18 protein-coding genes are annotated in these 19918 nt (G+C 64.9%); 13 read left to right on the forward strand and 5 right to left on the reverse strand.

The genetic code is table 11. From position 1 onward, the window contains the following. Window positions 1–17: 17 nt before the first annotated feature. Window positions 18–1697, reverse strand: coding sequence for a serine hydrolase (locus tag ACQGNJ_RS10600; protein WP_426689202.1), 1680 nt, complete (start codon window positions 1695–1697; stop codon window positions 18–20). A 151-nt stretch (window positions 1698–1848) separates the two neighbouring features. Between ACQGNJ_RS10600 and ACQGNJ_RS10605 the strand changes: the two genes are divergently transcribed. Beyond that, a complete protein-coding gene (locus tag ACQGNJ_RS10605; RefSeq protein ID WP_426689203.1) occupies window positions 1849–2631 on the forward strand; it encodes a phosphatase PAP2 family protein in 783 nt (260 codons plus the stop codon). Next, entirely contained in the window at window positions 2628–3461 is an 834-nt protein-coding gene (locus ACQGNJ_RS10610) for a DUF72 domain-containing protein (RefSeq protein WP_426689204.1), read from the forward strand. Before ACQGNJ_RS10605 ends, ACQGNJ_RS10610 begins: the two co-directional genes overlap by 4 nt. A 21-nt stretch (window positions 3462–3482) precedes the next feature. On the opposite strand, the gene ACQGNJ_RS10615 is transcribed toward ACQGNJ_RS10610, so the two are convergent. Continuing rightward, window positions 3483–5036, reverse strand: coding sequence for a POT-type proton-dependent oligopeptide transporter (locus tag ACQGNJ_RS10615; protein WP_426689205.1), 1554 nt, complete (start codon window positions 5034–5036; stop codon window positions 3483–3485). A gap of 163 nt (window positions 5037–5199) precedes the next feature. On the opposite strand from ACQGNJ_RS10615, the gene ACQGNJ_RS10620 reads away from it, so the two are divergent. Genes ACQGNJ_RS10620 through ACQGNJ_RS10630 form a run of 3 tightly spaced genes read left to right on the forward strand, consistent with a single transcriptional unit; the run spans window position 5200 to window position 6361 of the window. After that, window positions 5200–5625, forward strand: coding sequence for a guanyl-specific ribonuclease (locus tag ACQGNJ_RS10620; protein ID WP_426689206.1), 426 nt, complete (start codon window positions 5200–5202; stop codon window positions 5623–5625). Further along, on the forward strand, window positions 5622–6065 hold the full coding sequence (locus tag ACQGNJ_RS10625) for a barstar family protein (protein WP_426689207.1): 444 nt from the start codon (window positions 5622–5624) through the stop codon (window positions 6063–6065). Before ACQGNJ_RS10620 ends, ACQGNJ_RS10625 begins: the two co-directional genes overlap by 4 nt. A 32-nt stretch (window positions 6066–6097) precedes the next feature. Continuing rightward, complete coding sequence (locus tag ACQGNJ_RS10630; protein WP_426689208.1) at window positions 6098–6361, forward strand: RNA-binding S4 domain-containing protein; 264 nt, start codon at window positions 6098–6100, stop codon at window positions 6359–6361. Here the strand turns inward: ACQGNJ_RS10630 and ACQGNJ_RS10635 are convergent. Continuing rightward, window positions 6358–7176: an arylamine N-acetyltransferase family protein gene (locus tag ACQGNJ_RS10635; RefSeq protein ID WP_426689209.1), complete on the reverse strand. Its 819-nt coding sequence runs from the start codon at window positions 7174–7176 to the stop codon at window positions 6358–6360. The two genes, ACQGNJ_RS10630 and ACQGNJ_RS10635, sit on opposite strands and share 4 nt — an antisense overlap. 189 nt (window positions 7177–7365) lie before the next feature. Here ACQGNJ_RS10635 and msrA point away from each other — a divergent pair, with 189 nt between their 5' ends. The 6 genes from msrA (at window position 7366) to ACQGNJ_RS10665 (ending at window position 15240) form a co-directional block, all read left to right on the forward strand. Beyond that, on the forward strand, window positions 7366–8079 hold the full coding sequence (gene msrA / locus ACQGNJ_RS10640) for a peptide-methionine (S)-S-oxide reductase MsrA (protein ID WP_426689210.1): 714 nt from the start codon (window positions 7366–7368) through the stop codon (window positions 8077–8079). A 158-nt stretch (window positions 8080–8237) separates the two neighbouring features. Continuing rightward, window positions 8238–10022 (forward strand): ABC transporter ATP-binding protein, encoded by a 1785-nt coding sequence (locus tag ACQGNJ_RS10645; protein WP_426689211.1) that lies wholly within the window; start codon window positions 8238–8240, stop codon window positions 10020–10022. 119 nt (window positions 10023–10141) lie between these two features. Then, window positions 10142–11896, forward strand: coding sequence for an Eco57I restriction-modification methylase domain-containing protein (locus tag ACQGNJ_RS10650; RefSeq protein WP_426689212.1), 1755 nt, complete (start codon window positions 10142–10144; stop codon window positions 11894–11896). Window positions 11897–12001: 105 nt separating this feature from the next. Beyond that, entirely contained in the window at window positions 12002–13894 is a 1893-nt protein-coding gene (parE, locus tag ACQGNJ_RS10655) for a DNA topoisomerase IV subunit B (RefSeq protein ID WP_426689213.1), read from the forward strand. 122 nt (window positions 13895–14016) lie between these two features. Then, a complete protein-coding gene (locus ACQGNJ_RS10660) occupies window positions 14017–14610 on the forward strand; it encodes a fasciclin domain-containing protein (protein WP_426689214.1) in 594 nt (197 codons plus the stop codon). Between the two features lie 108 nt (window positions 14611–14718). Beyond that, a complete protein-coding gene (locus ACQGNJ_RS10665) occupies window positions 14719–15240 on the forward strand; it encodes a 3-hydroxyanthranilate 3,4-dioxygenase (protein ID WP_426689215.1) in 522 nt (173 codons plus the stop codon). 64 nt (window positions 15241–15304) lie between these two features. Here the strand turns inward: ACQGNJ_RS10665 and ACQGNJ_RS10670 are convergent, their stop codons facing one another. Then, entirely contained in the window at window positions 15305–15853 is a 549-nt protein-coding gene (locus ACQGNJ_RS10670; protein ID WP_426689216.1) for an NUDIX hydrolase, read from the reverse strand. A gap of 177 nt (window positions 15854–16030) precedes the next feature. Here ACQGNJ_RS10670 and ACQGNJ_RS10675 point away from each other — a divergent pair, with 177 nt between their 5' ends. Together ACQGNJ_RS10675 and ACQGNJ_RS10680 are read left to right on the forward strand one after the other, a co-directional pair. Next, entirely contained in the window at window positions 16031–17560 is a 1530-nt protein-coding gene (locus ACQGNJ_RS10675; RefSeq protein WP_426689217.1) for an amino acid permease, read from the forward strand. Between the two features lie 100 nt (window positions 17561–17660). Further along, window positions 17661–19121 carry an amino acid permease gene (locus tag ACQGNJ_RS10680; RefSeq protein ID WP_426689218.1) on the forward strand — a complete coding sequence of 487 codons (1461 nt, stop codon included), beginning with the start codon at window positions 17661–17663 and terminating at the stop codon, window positions 19119–19121. Between the two features lie 411 nt (window positions 19122–19532). Here ACQGNJ_RS10680 and ACQGNJ_RS10685 read toward each other — a convergent pair whose 3' ends face one another. Further along, a complete protein-coding gene (locus ACQGNJ_RS10685) occupies window positions 19533–19865 on the reverse strand; it encodes a high-potential iron-sulfur protein (RefSeq protein ID WP_426689219.1) in 333 nt (110 codons plus the stop codon). Between the last annotated feature and the right edge of the window lie 53 nt (window positions 19866–19918).

The following is a 19918-nucleotide window of genomic DNA, read 5'->3' on the forward strand; positions in this document are numbered from 1 at the left end:
AACGCTCCGGCAGACGATCAATGTTCGTCGGCGTCGGCGTTTTCAGCCACCGGCACCATGCGCAGATCCTGGAAGTCGAAACTGAAATCGGTCAGCGGCGAGATCGGCTGCATGCGCATCTGCGTGACATGGCCGTCCACATCGAGGTCGAAATTGACGAACGCGTCGGCGTTCAATGTGCGGTCGTCCCAGCGCACCACGAAGGTATCGTGCTGCCATGGCGTCATCGTGCCGACCAGTTGCGCGGTCTTGGAGAAGCGCAGGCGCAACTTGCCATTCTCGTTGCTGACGATCACGTCGCCGTACCACGGATCGCGATAAGTCGCTGCGTACTTCGCCAGCGCCAGCGAAGGCTTGCTGCGCTTGTCGCGCGCCGCCTCATGCTTGGCCAGGCTGTCGTCCGCCTTGGCCTCGGCCTTCTTCACCGCCTTGTCGTACACAGCGACCCAGTCGGTCTTCTGCTCCGGATTCAAATAGGCATCGAGCACGCGATAGGTCACCGCATTGAAGGCAGCGCCGGACTCGGCATTGGTCAGCACCACCACGCCAAGATTCAACCCCGGCACCAGGGTCACCCGCGAAACCATGCCCGGCCAGCCGCCGGTATGCCAGACCAGCTTTTGCCCGCGGTAATCGGACAGGAACCAGCTTTCGCCGTAGCCGGAGAAATTCGGCGTGAGCGACGCCAGCTCCGGGATCGACGGCTTGCCGACCCTGATCGGCGTCAACATGCTCCACATGTCCTGATGGGCTTTCTCCGAGAACAGCCGCTCGGACTTGCCGTCGCTGCCCGTGGTCGGCAGCACGCCGCCAGCCAGTTGCACGTTCATCCACTTGGCCAGGTCGTGCACGCTGGAATAGATGCCGCCAGCGCCCGGATCGTTCAGCCAGGCCATCGGCGGCACCGGCTGCAGGTCCTTGAAGTCGGCCTTGGCATGGCCCATCGCTACGTCCATGCCGGGCTTGAGGTAGGTCATGTCGACCAGCGACTCGTCCATGCCGACCGGCTTGAACAGGTGCTCGCGCACGTAGTCGGCGTAGCTCTGGCCGGAGGCCTGCTCGATGACCAGGGTGGCCACCGCGAACAGGATGTTGTCGTAGGCGTAGCCGCTGCGGAAACCGTTCTTGATCGGCACTTGGGCCAGCCGTTGCACCACTTCCCTGGTGCTGTATGACGTCGGCGGCCAGTACAGCAGGTCGCCCGCGCCGAGGCTGAGGCCACTGCGATGCGCCAGCAGGTCGCGGATGCGCATCTCGCGGGTCACGTACGCATCGGACATTCGGAACCACGGCAGGTGATCGATGACCCGATCATCCATCTTCAGCTTGCCCTCGCCCGCCAGCTGCTGCAGCGCGGCCGCGGTGAACGCCTTGGTGTTGGAGGCGATCGCGAACAGCGTGCGCGCATCGACCTTGTCCGGCTTGCCGATCTCGCGCAGGCCGAAGCCCTGCTCCATCACCACCTTGCCATCCTTGACGATCGCCACCGCGATGCCCGGCACATCGAAAGTCTTGCGCGCACTGTCGACGTAGCCGGTGAAGTCTTGCAGCTGCGCCGGCAGCAGCGGCTGCACGATGTCGCCGGTCGATACCGGCGGCGGCAACTTCTGGCCGGCGCTCTGTGCCGAGGTGGCGGAAGCTGAAACAAGCAGCGCGCAGCACAGGGCCAGACGCAGGGAAAGGGGTCGCTGGGACATCGCAGGCTCCGCCAGTGGTTATCGTCCAACTATCGCGGCAAATCAGGCGCAAGGCCAGCGCTGGAAGTCATGCCCGGTGCCGGCCGGGTCGACGCCGGGCCGGCCAGCGCCGATCATGGGCGTCTCGAACGCATCGACGGGTGATGGCCGCATGATCGAACCGATCGCGGAATGGATTGCCGCCCACGCGCTCTGGCTGTGGGCGTTGCTGCTACTGCTGGCCCTGCTGATCGGCGACCTGGCCTGGCAACACAATGCACGTTGGCATCGTCGCGCCAGAGAACGTGGCCACCCACCCGTCGTCTTGCGTCGATACATCGGTCTGCTGCTCTGGCTGACGCTGAGTCTGTTGTTCGTCACCATTGCGCGGGATATCTTCGCGCAGCAGCCTGGCAGACTGCCGGCCTTCGATGCCGATCTGGCCGAGCAGCTGCGCGCGCAGCTGCCAGCGTCGGTGCTGCGCGTGATCGCCATGCTGACCCACCTTGGCGACCTGCTCTGGATTGCACCGCTTTCGGCCGCCGTGGCGATCGCCCTGCTGCTGCACAAGCAGGGGCGGCTGGCAGGCGCGTGGAGCATCACCCTGCCGGTGAACGGCGGCCTGAAGGCGCTGTTCCAACGTGCCCGACCGCTGCACGACCACGGCTTCAGCATGGCCTCGGGCTGGAGCTTCCCCAGTGGACATGCGTTCGGTGCGATGGTGTTCTACGGCATGCTGGCCTATGTGTTGCTGCGGCTGACACCACGCCACCACCGCGCCATCATCGCCGCTGCAGTGATGCTGATCGGGCTGATCGGGATCAGCCGAGTCCTGCTGCAGGTGCACTATTTCAGCGACGTGCTGGCCGGCTACGCGGCAGGCGGAGCCTGGCTGGTGCTGTGCATTGCCGGCGCGGAATACTTGCGCCAGTCTGCGTCGGAGCCGTCACCATGAATGATCTGTTTGCCGCTCAAGCTCACCACGGCTCCGCCATCCGCGTCGGCATCGGCGGCTGGACTTATGCACCCTGGCGCGACAACTTCTATCCACCAAAGCTGGTGCAGCGGCGTGAGCTGGAATACGCCAGTCGCCAGCTGCGCGCGATCGAGATCAACGGCACCTACTACGGCGCGCAGAAGCCGGCGACCTATGCCAAGTGGGCGGCGGAAACGCCGGAGGGTTTCGTGTTCTCGCTGAAGGCCCCGCGCTACATCGCCGAGGGCAGGCGGTTGGCTGACGCCGGCAAGGGCGTCAGCGGCTTCATCCATGGCGGTTTGGCAGAAATGGGCGACCGGCTGGGACCGATCCTGTGGCAATTGCCGCCGTCGCGGCCCTTCGATGCGGATGACCTCGGCGCGTTTCTCGACGCGCTGCCGCGTGAATTGAACGGCCAGCCGCTGCGCCATGTGCTGGAGGTGCGCCACGCCAGCTTCCTCAGCGAACACTACGTGGAGCTCGCCCGCAGCCATCGCGTGCCCACGGTGTTCACCGATTCGCCGGACTATCCGTCACTGGCCGATCTCACCGGCGACTTCAGTTACGCGCGGCTGATGCGCAGCGCCGACGAGATCCCCACCGGCTACGCGGCGGCCGAGCTGGATCGCTGGGCCGGATACGCGTGCGACTGGGCTGCCGGCAAGGACATCGCCGCGTTGCCGCATGTCGCCGCGCCACGGCCGAAAGCGATGCCGCGCGAGGTATTCGTGTTCTTCATCAGCGCGGCCAAGCACCGCAATCCGGCCGCGGCGATGGCGCTGCAAGCACGCGTCGATACCGCCGCCTGATTCTTGAAGCACCTTGGCTGGTCAGCCCGGCCGGTAATAGTCCATCTCGCGATAACGCCGCGCGTACAGTCCGAACGCCAGCGCGGCGAGCAGCGCGAACGCGGCGAAGAAGAACATCTGGAACGCGGTGACGCTCAGTCCGGTGTTTGCGATCGAGCCCGTGACGGCTTCATTGCGCACCGCCGCGTTGGCCAGCAGCACCCACAGGTTGCCGACCGTGGTGGTGAGGTTCCAGAAACTCATCACCACGCCCTTCATCGACGCCGGCGCCTGGCTGTAGGCGAACTCCAGTCCGGTCGCCGACACCAGCACCTCGCCGAAGGTCAGCAATGCGTACGGCAAGACCTGCCACAGGATCGACAACGGATCGCCGCCATCGATCACCACCTGCAGGCCGCCGACCACGATCCACGCCAGACCGCTGAACGCGATGCCCGCGGTCATCCGGCGCAGTGCGGTGGGTTCGTAGCCGAGCCGACGCAGCAACGGGTACAGCACCAGGTTGTTGAACGGAATCAGCAGCATCACCAGCAGCGGGTTCAGCGCCTGCATCTGCGCGGAATGGAACCACGCGGGCATGCTCATCTCGTTGCCTTGCACCACCCAGGTCGAGGCCTTCTGGTCGAACAGCGAGAAGAACGGCGTGGTCAGCGCGAAGATCACCAGCACGCGCAGCACGTTGCGCGCGCCATCGACGGCGTGATCCGGGTGCACCCCGCGGGCCCGCTCCATCTGCAGCCAGGCGCCACCACCGATGCCGCCGATCAGCACCACCAGCGCGATACACGCGGCGATCACGAAACCCAGCGCAGGCACCAGTGCGAACGAGGCCAGCGCCACCACCACGGCAGCGATCGCCAGCCACAGTCCCGGCCGCGCCTGCCCCGGCCGCTGCGCCAGCAACGCTGTGCGCAGCACGCGCGAAAAGGCGTCGCGATCCGGCGGCCCGGGCGGCACCATCACGTACTGCTTGCGACCCAGCCAGAACACCACGGTGGCGATGAACATCAGGCCGCCGGGAATGCCGAACGCCACCGCTGCGCCGAAGTGGTGCAGGAACAGCGGCATCAGCAACGAGGCGAAGAACGAGCCGAAGTTGATGATCCAGTAGAACGCGTCGAACACCATCTTCGCCAGATGCTTGTTCGACTGGTCGAACTGGTCACCCACGAACGACGCCACCAGCGGCTTGATGCCGCCCGCCCCCAGTGCAATCAGGCCCAGCCCGGCAAAGAAGCCCAGCCGGTTGTGCTCGAAGGTCGCCAGGCAGGCATGGCCGGCGCAATAGATGAGGCTCATCCACAGCACGGTGTTGTACTTGCCGAAATAGCGATCGGCCAGCCAGCCGCCCAGCAGCGGGAAGAAATACACGCCGATCACGAAGGTATGGAAGATGTCCTTCGCCGCCAGGATGCGCTGGCCCTCGGGCAGGTACACCAGCAGCGTGGTGATCAGGAACGGAGTGAGGATGTTGCGCATCCCGTAGAACGAGAAGCGCTCGCAGCCTTCGTTGCCGATGATGTAGGCGATCTGCCGCGGCAGACGGCCCCCGGCGTGGTCGGGCGTGGTGCTCATCCGTACTCCTTCGATTCGGGTAGGCAGCAGCGCGCGCTGCGTCCACGGGAATCCCGAGTGTGCGTAATTTCCTGCGATCGGGGAAGCCGGGCGCCTGCAGTCGGGCCCGACTGCGCGCCCTGCCCTGTTAAGCTCGCGGCGCATTCCACCGTCGCGAATCCCCATGCGCCAACTCAAGCCACTGATCCTGCTGGTGATCGTCATTCTTGCGGTGATGATGTGGAATCGCCATGCCGGCCATCCGGACCTGCCTGCCGCCACTGTCACCGGTGCGGGCAGCGAGCTTGCGCGCCCGGCATCGCCGACGGACGACGGCACCGCGGGGCTGCCGGCGCAGGCCCGCCAGATGCTGCAGCGGATCACGCACGGCGGTCCGTTCGAACACAGCCAGGACGGCGCGGTGTTCGGCAACTACGAAGGCCTGCTGCCGAAACAGCCGCGCGGCTACTACCACGAGTACACGGTGGAGACTCCCGGCGCGCGCAACCGCGGCGCCCGCCGCATCATCACCGGTGGCACGCCGCCGGTGGCCTGGTACTACACCGATGACCACTACCGCAGCTTCCGCCGCGTCGAGGTGGCCCGGTGAGCCCGCGCCGTTTCGATCTCGACCTGACGCGGCCCAGCCAGAGCGGCGTGTACTTCGTCGGCAGCGACGATCTCGATCGACTGGCCCGCAACGCCACGCGCGACGAACTGGGCGTATGCCGCACCAACCTGGCCGGCTGCAGCGGCAAGGAGGAACTGCTGCGCCGCCTGGCCTTCTCGCTGAAGTTGCCGGCCAGCTTCGGCTACAACTGGGACGCGCTGGCCGATTGCCTGCGCGATCCGCGCTGGATGCCGGCATGGGGTCATGTGCTGCTGTTCGAACACACCGATGCATTGCGCGTAGCGGCCGGCACCGACTACGACATCCTGCTCGGCATCCTGGACGATGCGGCCACCTTCGGCGAGGAACATGACCGGCCGTGGTTTGCCTTCCTGGCCCTGCCCGACAGTGCTTTCGAGCAGGCGCATCCGTCCGCCTGAAAGCGCATCACCTCATTCACCACGGAAACACCATGCAGACCATCGAATTTGAACTGGAAGGCGACTACGTCGAGCTGAACATGCTGCTGAAGCTGGTCGGCCTGTGCGACAGCGGCGGCGCCGGCAAGGCGATCGTCGCCACCGGCGCGGTGTCGGTGGATGGCAAGATCGAACTGCGCAAGACCTGCAAGATCCACGCAGGCCAGGTGGCGACCATCGACGACGTGGAGATCCATGTGCTGGCCGACCCCGAAGGCATCGATGACGGCCGTCCGCAGGCGAGCCGGCCGGGCTAGGTCGCGGGCAGCGTCGCCAGCCGCTGGTCGATATCCGGCCCCACCGGAATTCGCAGCCGGAATTCGTGTTCGACCACCTGCCGCAGCTGCGCAACACTCTCCAGCTGGCGATGTTCAGGCTCGTGCCCTGACCGGCGCACGGTGAACTCCCGATTGAGCAGGCTGAGGCGGCGGTCGGCGGTGGTGCGACCCAGGATCAGGTTGCCCACGAAGCGCGACGAGGGATGCGTCGACACGTAGTGGTTGGCGACCACGTAGTCGATCAGCGGCGTGGGCCGCAGCTCGAAGCGATAGAGCGTTCGCCATTGCCCGCGCGCCAGCGACTGCATGCGCCACTCGGCGTCCTGCCGGCGCAGCCGGAACGGCTCATGTCCGGTGTCCTGCTCGATATCGGGCTGCAGCCGCAACGCGCCGGTGAGCACGTGGCCGCCGAAACCGACATCGACCAGCCAGCTTTCACCCGCCAGCTCGACCCGCAGCAGCATGTGGGTCTGCGCGGTGAGCTCCTCTTCCGGATGCCCCCACAACACCCGGGCGATCAAGCCACTGACCTCGAAGCCGATCATCCGCAGCACCGCCTCGAACAGCAGGTTCTGCTCGAAGCAGTAGCCGCCGCAACCGTCATGCACCAGCTTCTGTTGCAGCGCGGCCAGCTCCAGCGACACCGGCAGGCCGAGCAGCGGGTTGAGGTTCGCGAACGGAATGGCCGCCACGTGCGCCACCGCCAAACCGCGCAGGGTCGCCAGGTCGGCCGCGACAGCGCCCGGCCAGCCGATACGGCGCAAGTAGGCGTCCAGGTCGATTCCGTCAGGCATGCCGCTCTCCGCTGGTTGGCTCGCCCATGGTAGCCATCGTGCCGTACGGCTGCAGGTAACCGCGGACGCCTTGCGGGCGAATGACCTGATGAGCGCGTCCGGCAGCGTACGCATCCGTTCCCGCCAGTTTCACGTAACCACCCATGCATCCCATGCGCTCGCGCATGCCTATCGAAAGCGAGGTTGCCCATGGTTCGCTCCCGTAAATTCCGTCTTTTCCCGCTGGCCGGCGCCCTTCTGCTGGCCGGTCTTGCCGCCTGCGGGCCGGTGGCGGCCGCCAGTGACCTCGCCCGACTGCCCGCACCCCGCGTGGATGCCGTCAGCACCGGCGCCGGACACGACCAGGTTGCCGTGCTCGCTGGTGGTTGTTTCTGGGGCATCGAGGCGGTGTTCGAGCACGTCAAGGGCGTGCGCAAGGTCACCGCCGGCTACTCCGGCGGCGCTGCCGGCACCGCCAGTTACGACGAGGTCAGCGAGGGCGACACCGGCCACGCCGAATCGGTTCGGGTGGTGTTCGATCCGGCGCAGGTCAGCTACGGCCGGCTGCTGCAGGTGTTCTTCTCGGTGGCGCTGAACCCGACCGAGCTCAACCGGCAAGGACCGGACAGCGGCACCCAGTATCGCTCGGTGATCTTCTACGGCAACGACGAGCAGAAGAAAGTCGCCAGCGATTACATTGCCCAGCTGACCGCCGCCAAAGCCTTCAACGCGCCGATCGTCACCCAGGTAGTGCCGCTGAAAGCGTTCTACCCGGCGGAGGCTTACCACCAGCATTACTACGACCTGCATCCGAACAACCCGTACATCGTGTTCAACGATGCACCCAAGGTTGCCCGCCTGCAGAAGCTGTTCCCCGAGATCTACCAGGCCGGGCAGCAGGTTGTCGATGTGCAGCTGCATTGAACCACTGACCAGTTCCACGCCTCGGCTTGCCTGAGGCGGCACGGCCCCCATCTCGGAAGCTTCGCGTGCTGTCACGCGCCTTCCGATACCCTCCCCACGTGCCGCCTCATGCAGCCCCTCCCGCTCCGCCGAAAGAAGTCGCCCGCAGCTTTCTGGGTGTGTTCCGCTACAGCGGGCGTGCCCTGGAGCTGGTCTGGAGCACCAGCCGTGCACTGACCCTTGCGCTGGCCCTGCTCACCCTGGTCGCCGGCCTGTTGCCGGCCGGCATCGCCTGGGTTGGCGCCCACATCGTCGACGCCGTAGTGAGTGCCAGCAGGTTGTGGGCAGCGCATGGAACCGCGCCACTGCGCACCGTCTTCGAATGGGTCGTGCTGGAAGGCGTGCTGGTGGCGGCGCTGGCCGGTGCGCAACGCGGCCTGTCGCTGTGCCAGTCGCTGCTGCGTGCGCAACTCGGCCAGCGCGTCAACGTGATGATCCTGGAGAAGGCGCTGACCCTGGAGCTGGCGCATTTCGAGGACTCGGAGTTCTACGACAAGCTCACCCGTGCCCGGCGCGAAGCTTCCAGCCGACCGTTGTCGCTGGTCACCCGCACCTTCGGCCTGATCCAGAACGCGATCTCGCTGCTCAGCTACGGCAGCCTGCTGTTCCAGTTCTCGCCGTGGGCGGTGGCGGTGTTGCTGCTGGCCGGCCTGCCCTCGTTTTTTGCCGAAACCAAGTTCTCCGGCGATGCGTTCCGACTGTTCCGCTGGCGCTCGCCCGAAACGCGCATGCAGCTGTATCTGGAAACCGTGCTCGCGCGCGAGGACCACGCCAAGGAAGTGAAGCTGTTCGGCCTCGGCCCGCTGCTGCTGCAGCGCTACCGCGACATCTTCCACTCGCTGTATCGCGCCGATCGCGACCTCGCCGTGCGCCGCGACGGCTGGGGCTTCGTGCTCGGCCTGCTTGGTACCGTCACGCTGTACGGTGCTTATGCGTGGATCGCCGCCAGCACGGTCGTCGCCCGCATCACGCTGGGCCAGATGACGATGTACCTGATGCTGTTCCGCCAGGGGCAATCGGCGGTTTCGGCGATGCTGTCGGCGATCGGCGGCATGTACGAGGACAACCTGTACCTGTCGACGCTGTACGAGTATCTGGAAACCCCGGTGCCACCGGCAAGCGGCGCCGCACGGCATGGCGCGAAGCCCGACGACGGCATCCGCTTCGAGCAGGTCAGCTTTACCTATCCGGGCGCCGGTGCACCGGCATTGCAGGACATCGACCTGCACATCCGTCCGGGCGAATCGCTGGCCCTGGTCGGCCAGAACGGTTCGGGCAAGACCACCCTGATCAAGTTGCTGACCCGGCTGTACACGCCCGACAGCGGTCGCATCCTGCTCGACGGCACCGACCTGCGCGAATGGGACGAGGCCACCCTGCTGCAGCGCATCGGCGTGATCTTCCAGGACTTCGCCCGATACCAGATGCGCGTGGGCGAAAACGTCGGCGCCGGCGACGTCACCCACTTCGACGACGAGGCGCGCTGGCGCGAGGCCAGCGACAAGGGCATGGCCAGCGACTTCATCGACAGCCTGCCGGCCGGTTTCGAGACCCAGCTTGGCAAATGGTTCAACGACGGCCGCGAGCTGTCCGGCGGGCAATGGCAGAAGATCGCGCTGGCCCGCGCCTTCATGCGCTCACGCGCCGACATCCTGGTGCTGGACGAACCCACTGCCGCGATGGACGCGCAGGCCGAAGCGACCATCTTCGAACACTTCCGCGAACTATCCGGCGGCCGCATCGCGATCCTGATCTCGCACCGCTTCTCCACCGTGCGCATGGCCGACCAGATCGTCGTGATCCAGGACGGCCGCATCATCGAGCGCGGCAACCATGTGCAGCTGATGGCCGAAGATGGCCACTATGCGCACTTGTTCTCATTGCAGGCGCAGGGGTATCGGTGAAGTGACGGCAGCAGTGAGCGTGACCCGCATCATCATTGACCGATGACAGGAGCTCGCGGTAGAGCTCACCGCGGACAACTAGCGCCACGCACTTTCCATCACACGACGGCCCTCTGCCAATGACCAAGCGCCACATGGACGATGTCGACGGGCGCACTGCGCGAAACCCACGCTACACCGGCGTCACCGCGCAAAAATCTGCCGGCGCGACCTATACGCCAACCTCCCTCGCCGACTTCGTGGCCTGGCAGATGTTGCAAATCGCCAAGCTGCGCCCGCGCGGCCCCATCCGCATCCTCGATCCGTCCGCCGGTGATGGTGCTCTGCTGAATGCGCTGATCAAGGCGCTGCCGCCCGCGTTGCGCAAGCGGACGCAGGTGCGCGGCTACGACATTGACCGGCAGGCACTCACCTTGGCGGCACAGCGCCTGCGCCTCGACTACCCGGGCCTCGACATCCAGCTCGAACACGGCGACTTTCTCGACGTGGTCAGCCGTCCCTCCGCCGATACCGCAGCGGCACCGCGTTTCGACCTGGTCATCGCCAATCCACCTTACGTAAGGACCCAGATCATGGGCGCGCGCCAGGCGCAACAACTGGCGCGGGAGTTCGGCCTCAGCGGGCGCGTGGATCTGTACTACCCGTTCCTGCTCGGCATATCGCGGGTGCTGGACAAGGAGGGCGTTGCCGGCATGATCACTTCCAACCGTTTCATGAGCACGCGCTCGGGCCAGGCGGTGCGGCGGGAATTGCTGGCGCGCTTCCGGCTGGCGCAGGTGTGGGACATGGGCGACAGCAAGCCCTTCGAGGCAGCCGTGCTGCCCTCGGTGCTGCTGGCGCGCGCTGCTGCAGCCGATGAATCGCACGCTGGCCCGATCCGCTTTTCGTCCATCTACGAAAGCCGCCACCCCGCCACCGTCGAAGCACCTGACGCCTTGTCGGCGCTGGAGGCCGACGACGACAGCGTGGTGGGCATCGCCGACGGTCGCCGCTTCCATGTCCGGCATGGCCTGCTCGACAACGGCGGCGATGCAGCAGGCGTCTGGCGGCTCGCCACTGTTGCCGGTGATCACTGGCTGGCTACCGTCATGCGACACACCTGGGCCACGTTCCGTCGGATCGGCAAGATCCGGGTCGGCGTGAAATCCACCGCTGACAAGGTCTTCATCCGCGACGACTGGGATCAGCTTCCCGGCGGGCGACCGGAACTGCTGCGCCCACTGATCACTCGTCATGAGGCCCGCCGCTTCAAGGCCGATCCGTCGATCCACGCCCGGCGACGCAAGGAAATCCTGTACCCGCATGAGGTCGTCGACGGCAGGCGCGCCGCGGTGGATCTGTTGCGTCATCCGCGGGCAGCGACCTATCTGGAACAACATCGCGACGTGCTGGAAGCGCGCGGCTACGTCATCGCCGCCGGTCGGCGCTGGTATGAATTGTGGGTGCCGCAGGACCCGGCAGCCTGGTCGTCGCCGAAGCTGGTCTTTCCCGACATCTCCGAGAAGCCGATGTTCTGGATGGACACCGATGGCGGCGTGGTCAACGGCGAGTGCTACTGGCTGCAGTGTGAGCACGCGAACGAGGAATACCTGCTGTGGCTCGCCCTCGCCGTCGCCAATTCCAGCTTCATCGAGGCGTTCTACGACCATCGTTTCAACAACAAGTTGTACGCCGGCCGCCGCCGCTTCATCACCCAATATGTGGAGCAGTTCCCCCTGCCTGACCCGGCGAGCCGGCAAGCCCGGGAGATCGTGACCATGGTCCGGGCCATCCATGCCGCCCTGCCCGGCGCCGAAGCCGATCAGTTGGCGCGCGAACTCGACGCGCGCATCTGGCAGGCGTTCGGACTGACTGCAGCGCAAGCCCCGGCGTGACGCCATTCCCGCCCGCCCGCCCTTGGCGGCACCGTCATTATCCAGCTTGACCATCGCCATCCGCGCGCCCCATGCTTCGCGCCTTGTCTCGATCGAAACACACGCATGAGCAGTCGCTACAACGCCGCCGATATTGAAGTGCTCTCCGGCCTGGACCCGGTCAAGCGCCGTCCGGGCATGTATACCGACACCAGCCGCCCGAACCATCTGGTGCAGGAAGTGGTGGACAACTCGGTGGACGAGGCGCTGGCTGGTCACGCCAGCACGATCGAGGTAGTGCTCCATTCCGACGGCTCGGTGTCGGTGAGTGACGATGGCCGCGGCATGCCGGTGGACATCCATCCGGAGGAAGGCGTGTCGGGCGTCGAGCTGATCATGACCCGGCTGCACGCGGGCGGTAAGTTCAGCGGCAAGAACTACAGCTTTTCCGGCGGCCTGCATGGCGTGGGCGTGTCGGTGGTCAACGCCTTGTCCGATCGGGTCGAGGTGACGATCCGTCGCGACGGTTCGGAATACGCGATGGCCTTCGAGCACGGCGACAAGGTGAGCCCGCTGGAAGTGATCGGCACGGTCGGCAAGAAGCGCACCGGCACCACCCTGCATTTCTGGCCCGAGGCGAAATACTTCGACTCGCCGAAAATCTCGCTGGGCAAGCTCAAGCACCTGCTGCGCGCCAAGGCGGTGCTGTGCGCCGGGCTCAACATGAAGCTGACCGACGAAGCCAGCGGTGAAATCGTCGAGTGGCATTACGAAGACGGCCTGCGCGACTACCTGCGCGGCGAACTCGAAGGCAATGAAGCGCTGCCGAACGAGTTGTTCGTGCACCAGATGGCGCGCGATGCCGAGGGAATGGAAGTCGCCCTGGCCTGGCTGCCCGAAGGCGAACTGGTGCAGGAAAGCTACGTCAACCTGATTCCCACCGCGCAGGGCGGCACCCACGTCAACGGCCTGCGCACCGGCCTGACCACCGCGATCCGCGAGTTCTGCGACATCCGCAACCTGCTGCCGCGCGGGGTGAAGCTGGCACCGGAAGATGTGTGGGAGCGGCTTGCCTTCGTGCTGTCCGCACGACTGCAGGATCCGCAGTTTGCCGGCCAGACCAAGGAGCGGCTGTCCTCGCGCCAGGCTGCGGGACTGATCGAGAACGTCGTCCACGACGCCTTCAGCCTGTGGCTGAACCAGAACGTGAGTACCGGCGAGCGCATCGCCCAGCTGGCGATCGAGCGCGCCAGTGCACGCCTGAAAGCGGCCAAGCAGATCGTGCGCAAGAAGATCACCCAGGGGCCGCAGTTGCCCGGCAAGCTGGCCGATTGCACCGCCACCGACCTCACCCGCACCGAACTGTTCCTGGTCGAAGGCGATTCGGCCGGTGGCAGTGCGAAGCAGGCGCGCGACAAGGAATTCCAGGCGATCCTGCCGCTGCGCGGCAAGATCCTCAACACCTGGGAAGTGGAGTCGACCTCGGTGCTGGCGTCCGAGGAAGTGCACAACCTCGCCGTGGCGATCGGCTGCGACCCGGGCAAGGACGATCTTTCCGGCCTGCGCTACGGCAAGGTGATCATTCTCGCCGACGCCGACTCCGACGGCCTGCACATCGCCACCCTGCTGGCGGCGCTGTTCCTGAAGCATTTTCGGCGACTGGTCAGCGAAGGCCACGTGTTCGTGGCGATGCCGCCGCTGTTCCGCGTCGACGTAGGCAAGCAGGTGTTCTACTGCCTCGACGAAAGCGAAAAGGAAGCTATGCTGCAGCGGATCGAGCGCGAGAAGATGAAAGGTGCAGTCAGCACCACCCGCTTCAAGGGCCTGGGCGAGATGAACCCGCCGCAGCTGCGCGAGTCCACGGTCCATCCGGATACACGCCGCCTCGTGCAACTGACCATCGGCGATGAAAGCGATGGCACCAGCAAGCTGATGGACATGCTGCTGGCCAAGAAGCGTGCCGGTGACCGCAAGGCGTGGCTGGAAGAAAAAGGCGACCTCGCCACGCTCGAGGTCTGAACGTCGCGCGTCTTTGACCTGACGTCACTGAATGCCAGGCGGCTCCCATGCATCCGTTCTGATGCATGCTGCGTATCTCCAGTTGCTTCCAATCCGCGAAGCGGAAAATCTGGAGAACGTTCATGAAGACCCTTTCCCGCATGCGTGCCCTGGCCGTCGGCCTTTCCATGGCCCTGGCCACCGCTGCCGTGGTGCCGATGGCGATGGCCGGCCAGATGGAATCGATGAGCATGCAGAAGACCGTGATGGTTGGCGGCGCCGCCATGTATCCCACGAAGAACATCATCGAGAACGCGGTGAACTCGAAGGATCACACCACCCTGGTCGCCGCGGTGAAGGCCGCCGGCCTGGTCGAGACGCTCGAAGGCACTGGCCCGTTCACCGTGTTCGCGCCCACCAACGAGGCGTTCGCCGCCCTGCCCGCCGGTACCGTGGACAATCTGCTGAAGCCGGAAAACAAGGCCACGCTGACCAAGATCCTCACCTATCACGTGGTACCGGGCAAATACACCGCGCACGACCTGGCCAAGCTGGCCAAGACCCATGGCGGCAAGGCGATGCTGAAGACGGTCGAAGGTGACTCGATCACCGTCGCCGGCAAGAACGGCAAGTGGACCGTCACCGATGCCAAGGGCAATGTCGCCAACATCACGATCGCCGATGTCACCCAGTCCAACGGCGAGATCTTCGTGATCGACAAGGTACTGATGCCGTAACAGTGAACCTGCCATCGTGACGTGAAAGCCGCCCGGGCATCTCCGGGCGGCTTTTTTTGTGGCGATGGCGGCGCTATGGTGCGAGCTGGTTTCCCGCGAGCATTGCGCATGGCCCTGTTGCCGCCCCTCGACCTGCAGCGCTGGATCGACGAACACCGCCACCTGCTGAAACCGCCGGTGGGCAACAAGTGCATCGTCGACGGCGACTTCATCATCATGATCGTCGGCGGCCCGAATGCGCGCACCGACTATCACTACGACGAAGGCCCCGAATTCTTCTATCAGCTTGAAGGCGCGATCACGCTGAAAGTCCAGGACGATGGCGTAGCCCGCGACATCCCCCTGCGCGCCGGCGAAATCTTCTACCTGCCCCCGCGCGTGCCGCATTCACCAAACCGCGCCGCCGGCTCGATCGGGCTGGTGATCGAGCGTCGCCGCACGACCGGGGAGAAGGATGGCCTGATGTGGTTCTGCGAGCAGTGCAACCACAAACTGTACGAGGAATATTTCACCCTCGACAGCATCGAAAGCGATTTCCCGCCGGTGTTCCAGCGCTTCTATCGCTCGCTTGATGCACGCACGTGCGACGCCTGCGGCCACGTCCATCCCGCGCCGGACAAATACCTGTAGGAGCGCACCCTGTGCGCGATGCTTTCCGTCACGTGATGAAGAGCATCGCGCACAGGGTGCGCTCCTACACACGCCTCAGCCATTTCCGGGCCATCCGTCGCAGCGACATGTCGAGAGTTTCGTCGTTCGCCACCTCGTCCACCGAGTGCCACGCCAGCGCATGCGATTCGGCGTTGGGCACGAATGACTCGTCCGCCCCCGCACGCACCACGTGGCGTACGTCGTAGTGCCAATGCCCCGGCTCGTTCGCACGTGCGGGAATGGCGTGCCGATCCAGATCGAAAATGCCGCCTTCGACCCGCAGATCGGTCAGGCCGGTTTCTTCTGCTGCCTCGCGCAAGGCCACGCGCGCGAGATCGGCATCGCCGTCGGCATGCCCACCCGGCTGCAACCAGCGATCCAGTTTGCGGTGATGCATCAGCAATACCCGCATGCCGTCGGCACTGACCAGCCACGCCGAACCGGTGAAGTGACCACTGAGATTGCTGCGCTCGAATGCATCCGCATGCCCGTGCAGGAAGGACTCGAAATCGTCGACGGCCCCGGACTCCCCCTGCCATTGGTCACGGTAGCTCTGGAATGCATCGAAGATGATGGTGATGGGTTGTTGCATGGACGTCCTGCGCTGGGCCTGATGAATGCCTGAAAATCGGTCACGACATGTTTCGCCGCAACATGAATGAAGCTTGTACAACCTTTGCCGCATGGGCTATGTTGGCCCGCCATTGCCCACCTGTTCCACCCATCCGCCGCAGAGCGGACGCGGGCAAAATCACCTGAGGGGAAGTTGATGATAAAAGGTCTATTTGCCACTCACACGATCGAGGCCATGCCTCACGTGGACGCCGGCGAACCTGTCGAGGGCAGCGCCGAGGGCGAAGTCACCCTGAAGCGCGTACTGACTGCACGGCATCTGGTGATGCTTGGCATCGGTGCCGTGATCGGTGCCGGCATTTTCGCCATCACCGGCACCGCGGCCGCCCAGTTCGCGGGTCCCGCATTGATCATCAGCTTCCTGATCGCCGCTTTCGCGTGTGGACTGGCCGGCATGTGCTACGCGGAATTCGCGGCCATGCTGCCGGTGTCCGGCAGTGCCTACTCCTATTCCTACGCCACGCTGGGTGAAGTGGTGGCCTGGTTCGTCGGCTGGGCGCTGGTGCTCGAGTACCTGTTCGCTGCTTCGACCGTGGCCGTGGCGTGGTCTGGCTACTTCGGCGAGATGTTGCGCATGCTCACCTCGATGACCGGGGTGAACTTCAACCTGCCAGCCGCGCTCTCGTCGGCCCCGCTGACCTTTGCCGAGGGTGGCCACAAGCTGGTGTTCACCGGCGCCCTGATCAATTTGCCGGCCATCCTGATCGTCGGCGCCATCAGCTGGCTGTGCTACGTCGGCATCACGCAGTCGGCCACGGTCAACGCCATCATCGTCGCAATCAAGGTGACCGTGATCGTGCTGTTCCTGATCGTGATGTTCAACTACGTCCACCCGGAACTCTGGCACCCGTTCATTCCCGCGAACGAGGGCGGCTCGAAGTTCGGCTGGAGCGGCATCTATCGTGGCGCCACCCTGGTGTTCTTTGCCTACATCGGTTTCGACGCAGTCTCCACCGCTGCCGGTGAAGCCAAGAACCCGCAGCGCGACATGCCCATCGGCATTCTCGGTTCGCTGCTGATCTGCACCGTGCTGTACATCGCCATGGCTGCGGTGATGACGGGCACCACGCCGTTCCGCATGCTCAACACGCCCGAGCCGGTTGCCACCGCGATCAACTATGTACTGGGCACCGTCGCCGCGGGCAGCACCTCCAGCTATCTGCTGGGCGCATTGAAGATCCTGGTGGTGTTCGCTGCACTGGCCGGCTTGAGCTCGGTGGTGCTGGTGATGCTGATGGGGCAGCCGCGCATCTTCTACTCGATGTCGCGCGATGGCCTGCTGCCGTCGGCACTGGGCCGCCTGCATCCCAAGCACCGCACACCGTATGTCGGCACCATCCTGGTCGGCGTGATCGCCTGTGCCCTGGCCGGCCTGTTTCCGGTGGATGTACTGGGCGACCTGGTCTCGATGGGTACCTTGCTGGCCTTCGCCACTGTCTGCATTGGCGTACTGGTCTTGCGTCGCACGCGGCCGGAACTGCCGCGCGCCTTCCGGGTACCGCTGGTCTGGCTGGTCTGCCCGCTCGGCGCGGCAGCCTGCCTGTTCCTGTTCTGGCAGGCTTTCGTGGTGCGTTGGCCGCTGCTGGTCAGCTGGATCGTGATCGGTTTCCTGATCTACGGCTTCTACGGCTATCGCCACAGCAAGTTGCGCCAGAACGCCAACTGACAGATCGGATAGATCGCGGCCGGCGTCCACGACGCCGGCCGCAATGCTTCTGGCGCGATAGTCGGCGCCAGGCACCCAGCCACTTCAAGACGTTCAGCGCATGCTCAATCAGTTGCTAGCCCGCAAGACCGATTTCAGCAACGACGACCACGGACACGGCCCGGCGTTGCGACGCACCCTCGGGCCATGGGGCATCACCGCCCTGGGTATCGGTGCAGTCATCGGTACCGGCATCTTCGTGGTCACCGGCACGGCGGCGGCGGAGCACGCCGGGCCAGCGGTACTGATCTCCTTCGTCATTGCGGCAATCTGCAGTGGCTTCAGCGCGCTCTGCTACGCCGAATTCGCGACGGTAATTCCGATTTCCGGCAGCTCGTACTCCTATGCCTATGCCTCGCTGGGCGAACTGGCTGCATGGTTCATCGGCTGGAACATGGTTGCCGAATATGGCATCTCGGCGTCCGCTGTCGCCGCCAGCTGGACCGGCTACTTCACCAGCCTGCTCGACCACATGGGCGTGCACCTGCCGATCGCGCTCACTGAAGCGCCGCTGGCCTTCACCGATGGTCATCTGGTCGCCACCGGCCATTTGTTCAATCTGCCTGCCGTAGCGATCGTGCTGGCGCTGACCTGGCTCTGCTATATCGGCATTCGCGAGTCGTCCGGACTCAACGCGCTGATGGTGCTGGTCAAGGTCGGCCTGATCATCATCGTGGTCGTGGCTGGCTATCGCTATGTGAACCCGGAAAACTGGCATCCGTTCATTCCCGAGGCGCAAGGCGACGGCAAGTACGGCTGGTCCGGCATCATGCGCGGCGCGGCGATGGTGTTTTTCGCCTATATCGGCTTCGAGGCCACCTCGACCGCGGCGCAGGAATGCAAGAACCCGCAACGCGACCTTCCGTTCGGCATCCTGGTCTCGCTGGCGATATGTACGGTGCTGTATCTGGCGATGGCAGCCGTGCTGACCGGACTGGTGCCATACGGCGTGCTCGATACTTCGGAACCCGTGGTCACCGCGGTGGCTGCGCATCCCCAGCTGGACTGGCTGCGCCTGATCGTGGAGATCGGCGCGATGATCGGCCTGTCCTCGGTGATCCTGGTGATGATCATCGCGCAGCCGCGCATCTTCATGATCATGGCGCGCGACGGCATGTTGCCGCGGGTGTTCGCCAGGGTGCATCCGCGCTATCGCACGCCGCACATCAACACGCTGATCACCGGCGCGATGATTGCGTTGCTGGCCGCCGTGTTCCCGCTGGACCTGCTTGCCAATCTCACCTCGATGGGCACCTTGATCGCCTTCTCCGCGGTGTGCGCGGGCGTGCTTATCCTGCGTCACACCCTGCCCGACTTGCCGCGCACATTCCGCGTGCCGTGGGTGTGGTTCACCTGCCTGGCCGGCGTAGGCAGCTGCTTCGCCCTGCTTTTCAGTCTGGACTGGTTCAACTGGGCGATTCTGGGAATCTGGACCCTGCTCGGCTTCGCCATCTACTTCCTGTATGGCCGGCGCCACAGCGTCTTGCGGCTGGCGGCGATTGCGGCCGGCGCCAAAGAATAACTTCGTCCATACGCGGTAAAATCCCGGCAATTTCGTGTATATTCCGTGAAAAGTGCCAATCATGGGAAATCTGTTGAGCGACGCCTCCTTCAGTAATTTTCTCAGAAATTCATCTGCAACCTGCTGTTTTAATTGATTTTAACGATAAATTTTCAAGAGAATTCGAGGAGTTGATCGCCCAATCGCCGAACTCGGGAGTATCATCGCCAGTCCGCGGGTTGATCACTTGGCAGTGGGCCCCGGATCGCGGCTCGGCGTGTCAGGTGGGTAAGCTCCTCAGCCTGATGTGTCCGAGCCGCACTTTTGTCCGGAAGTTCTGCTGGCTTCCTGGTGGTGCAAACGCCCAAAGAAGAGGCCGGCTGACGCCGGCCTTTTCTTTGGGCAGCTTCGCGACCTCGCGGTCGCCAGCGATCAGGCCTTCTTGGGCGTGTGCGACACGCACCAGCCCTTCGCATTGACCGACTTGCCGGGGAACAACTGGCACGGTCCACGACCGCTCGGGCCACCACTGTAGAACTGGCAGTTGGTGCAATCGTCGCCAGCCTTGTACTTCGGATTGGTCGACTTGCCGGCATCCTCGACATAGGCCAGCGCCTTGGCGGTCGGATCGGCCTCGGTCACCGGCGGCAGGTCGGCCGCGCGGGCAAAGCGGGGCAATCCACCAACAACCACGGCAGCGGCCGCGGTGCCGGCGGCGACCTTGAGGAATCGGCGACGCGATTCGGTATCTTGTTCTTTCGACATGGGCAAGCCTCCGTCGTAACTATCCGGCGCACCCTGCTCCGGACTCCTGCCGA

The organism is Rhodanobacter ginsengiterrae (assembly GCF_050026815.1).
Taxonomy (GTDB): Bacteria; Pseudomonadota; Gammaproteobacteria; order Xanthomonadales; family Rhodanobacteraceae; genus Rhodanobacter; species Rhodanobacter ginsengiterrae.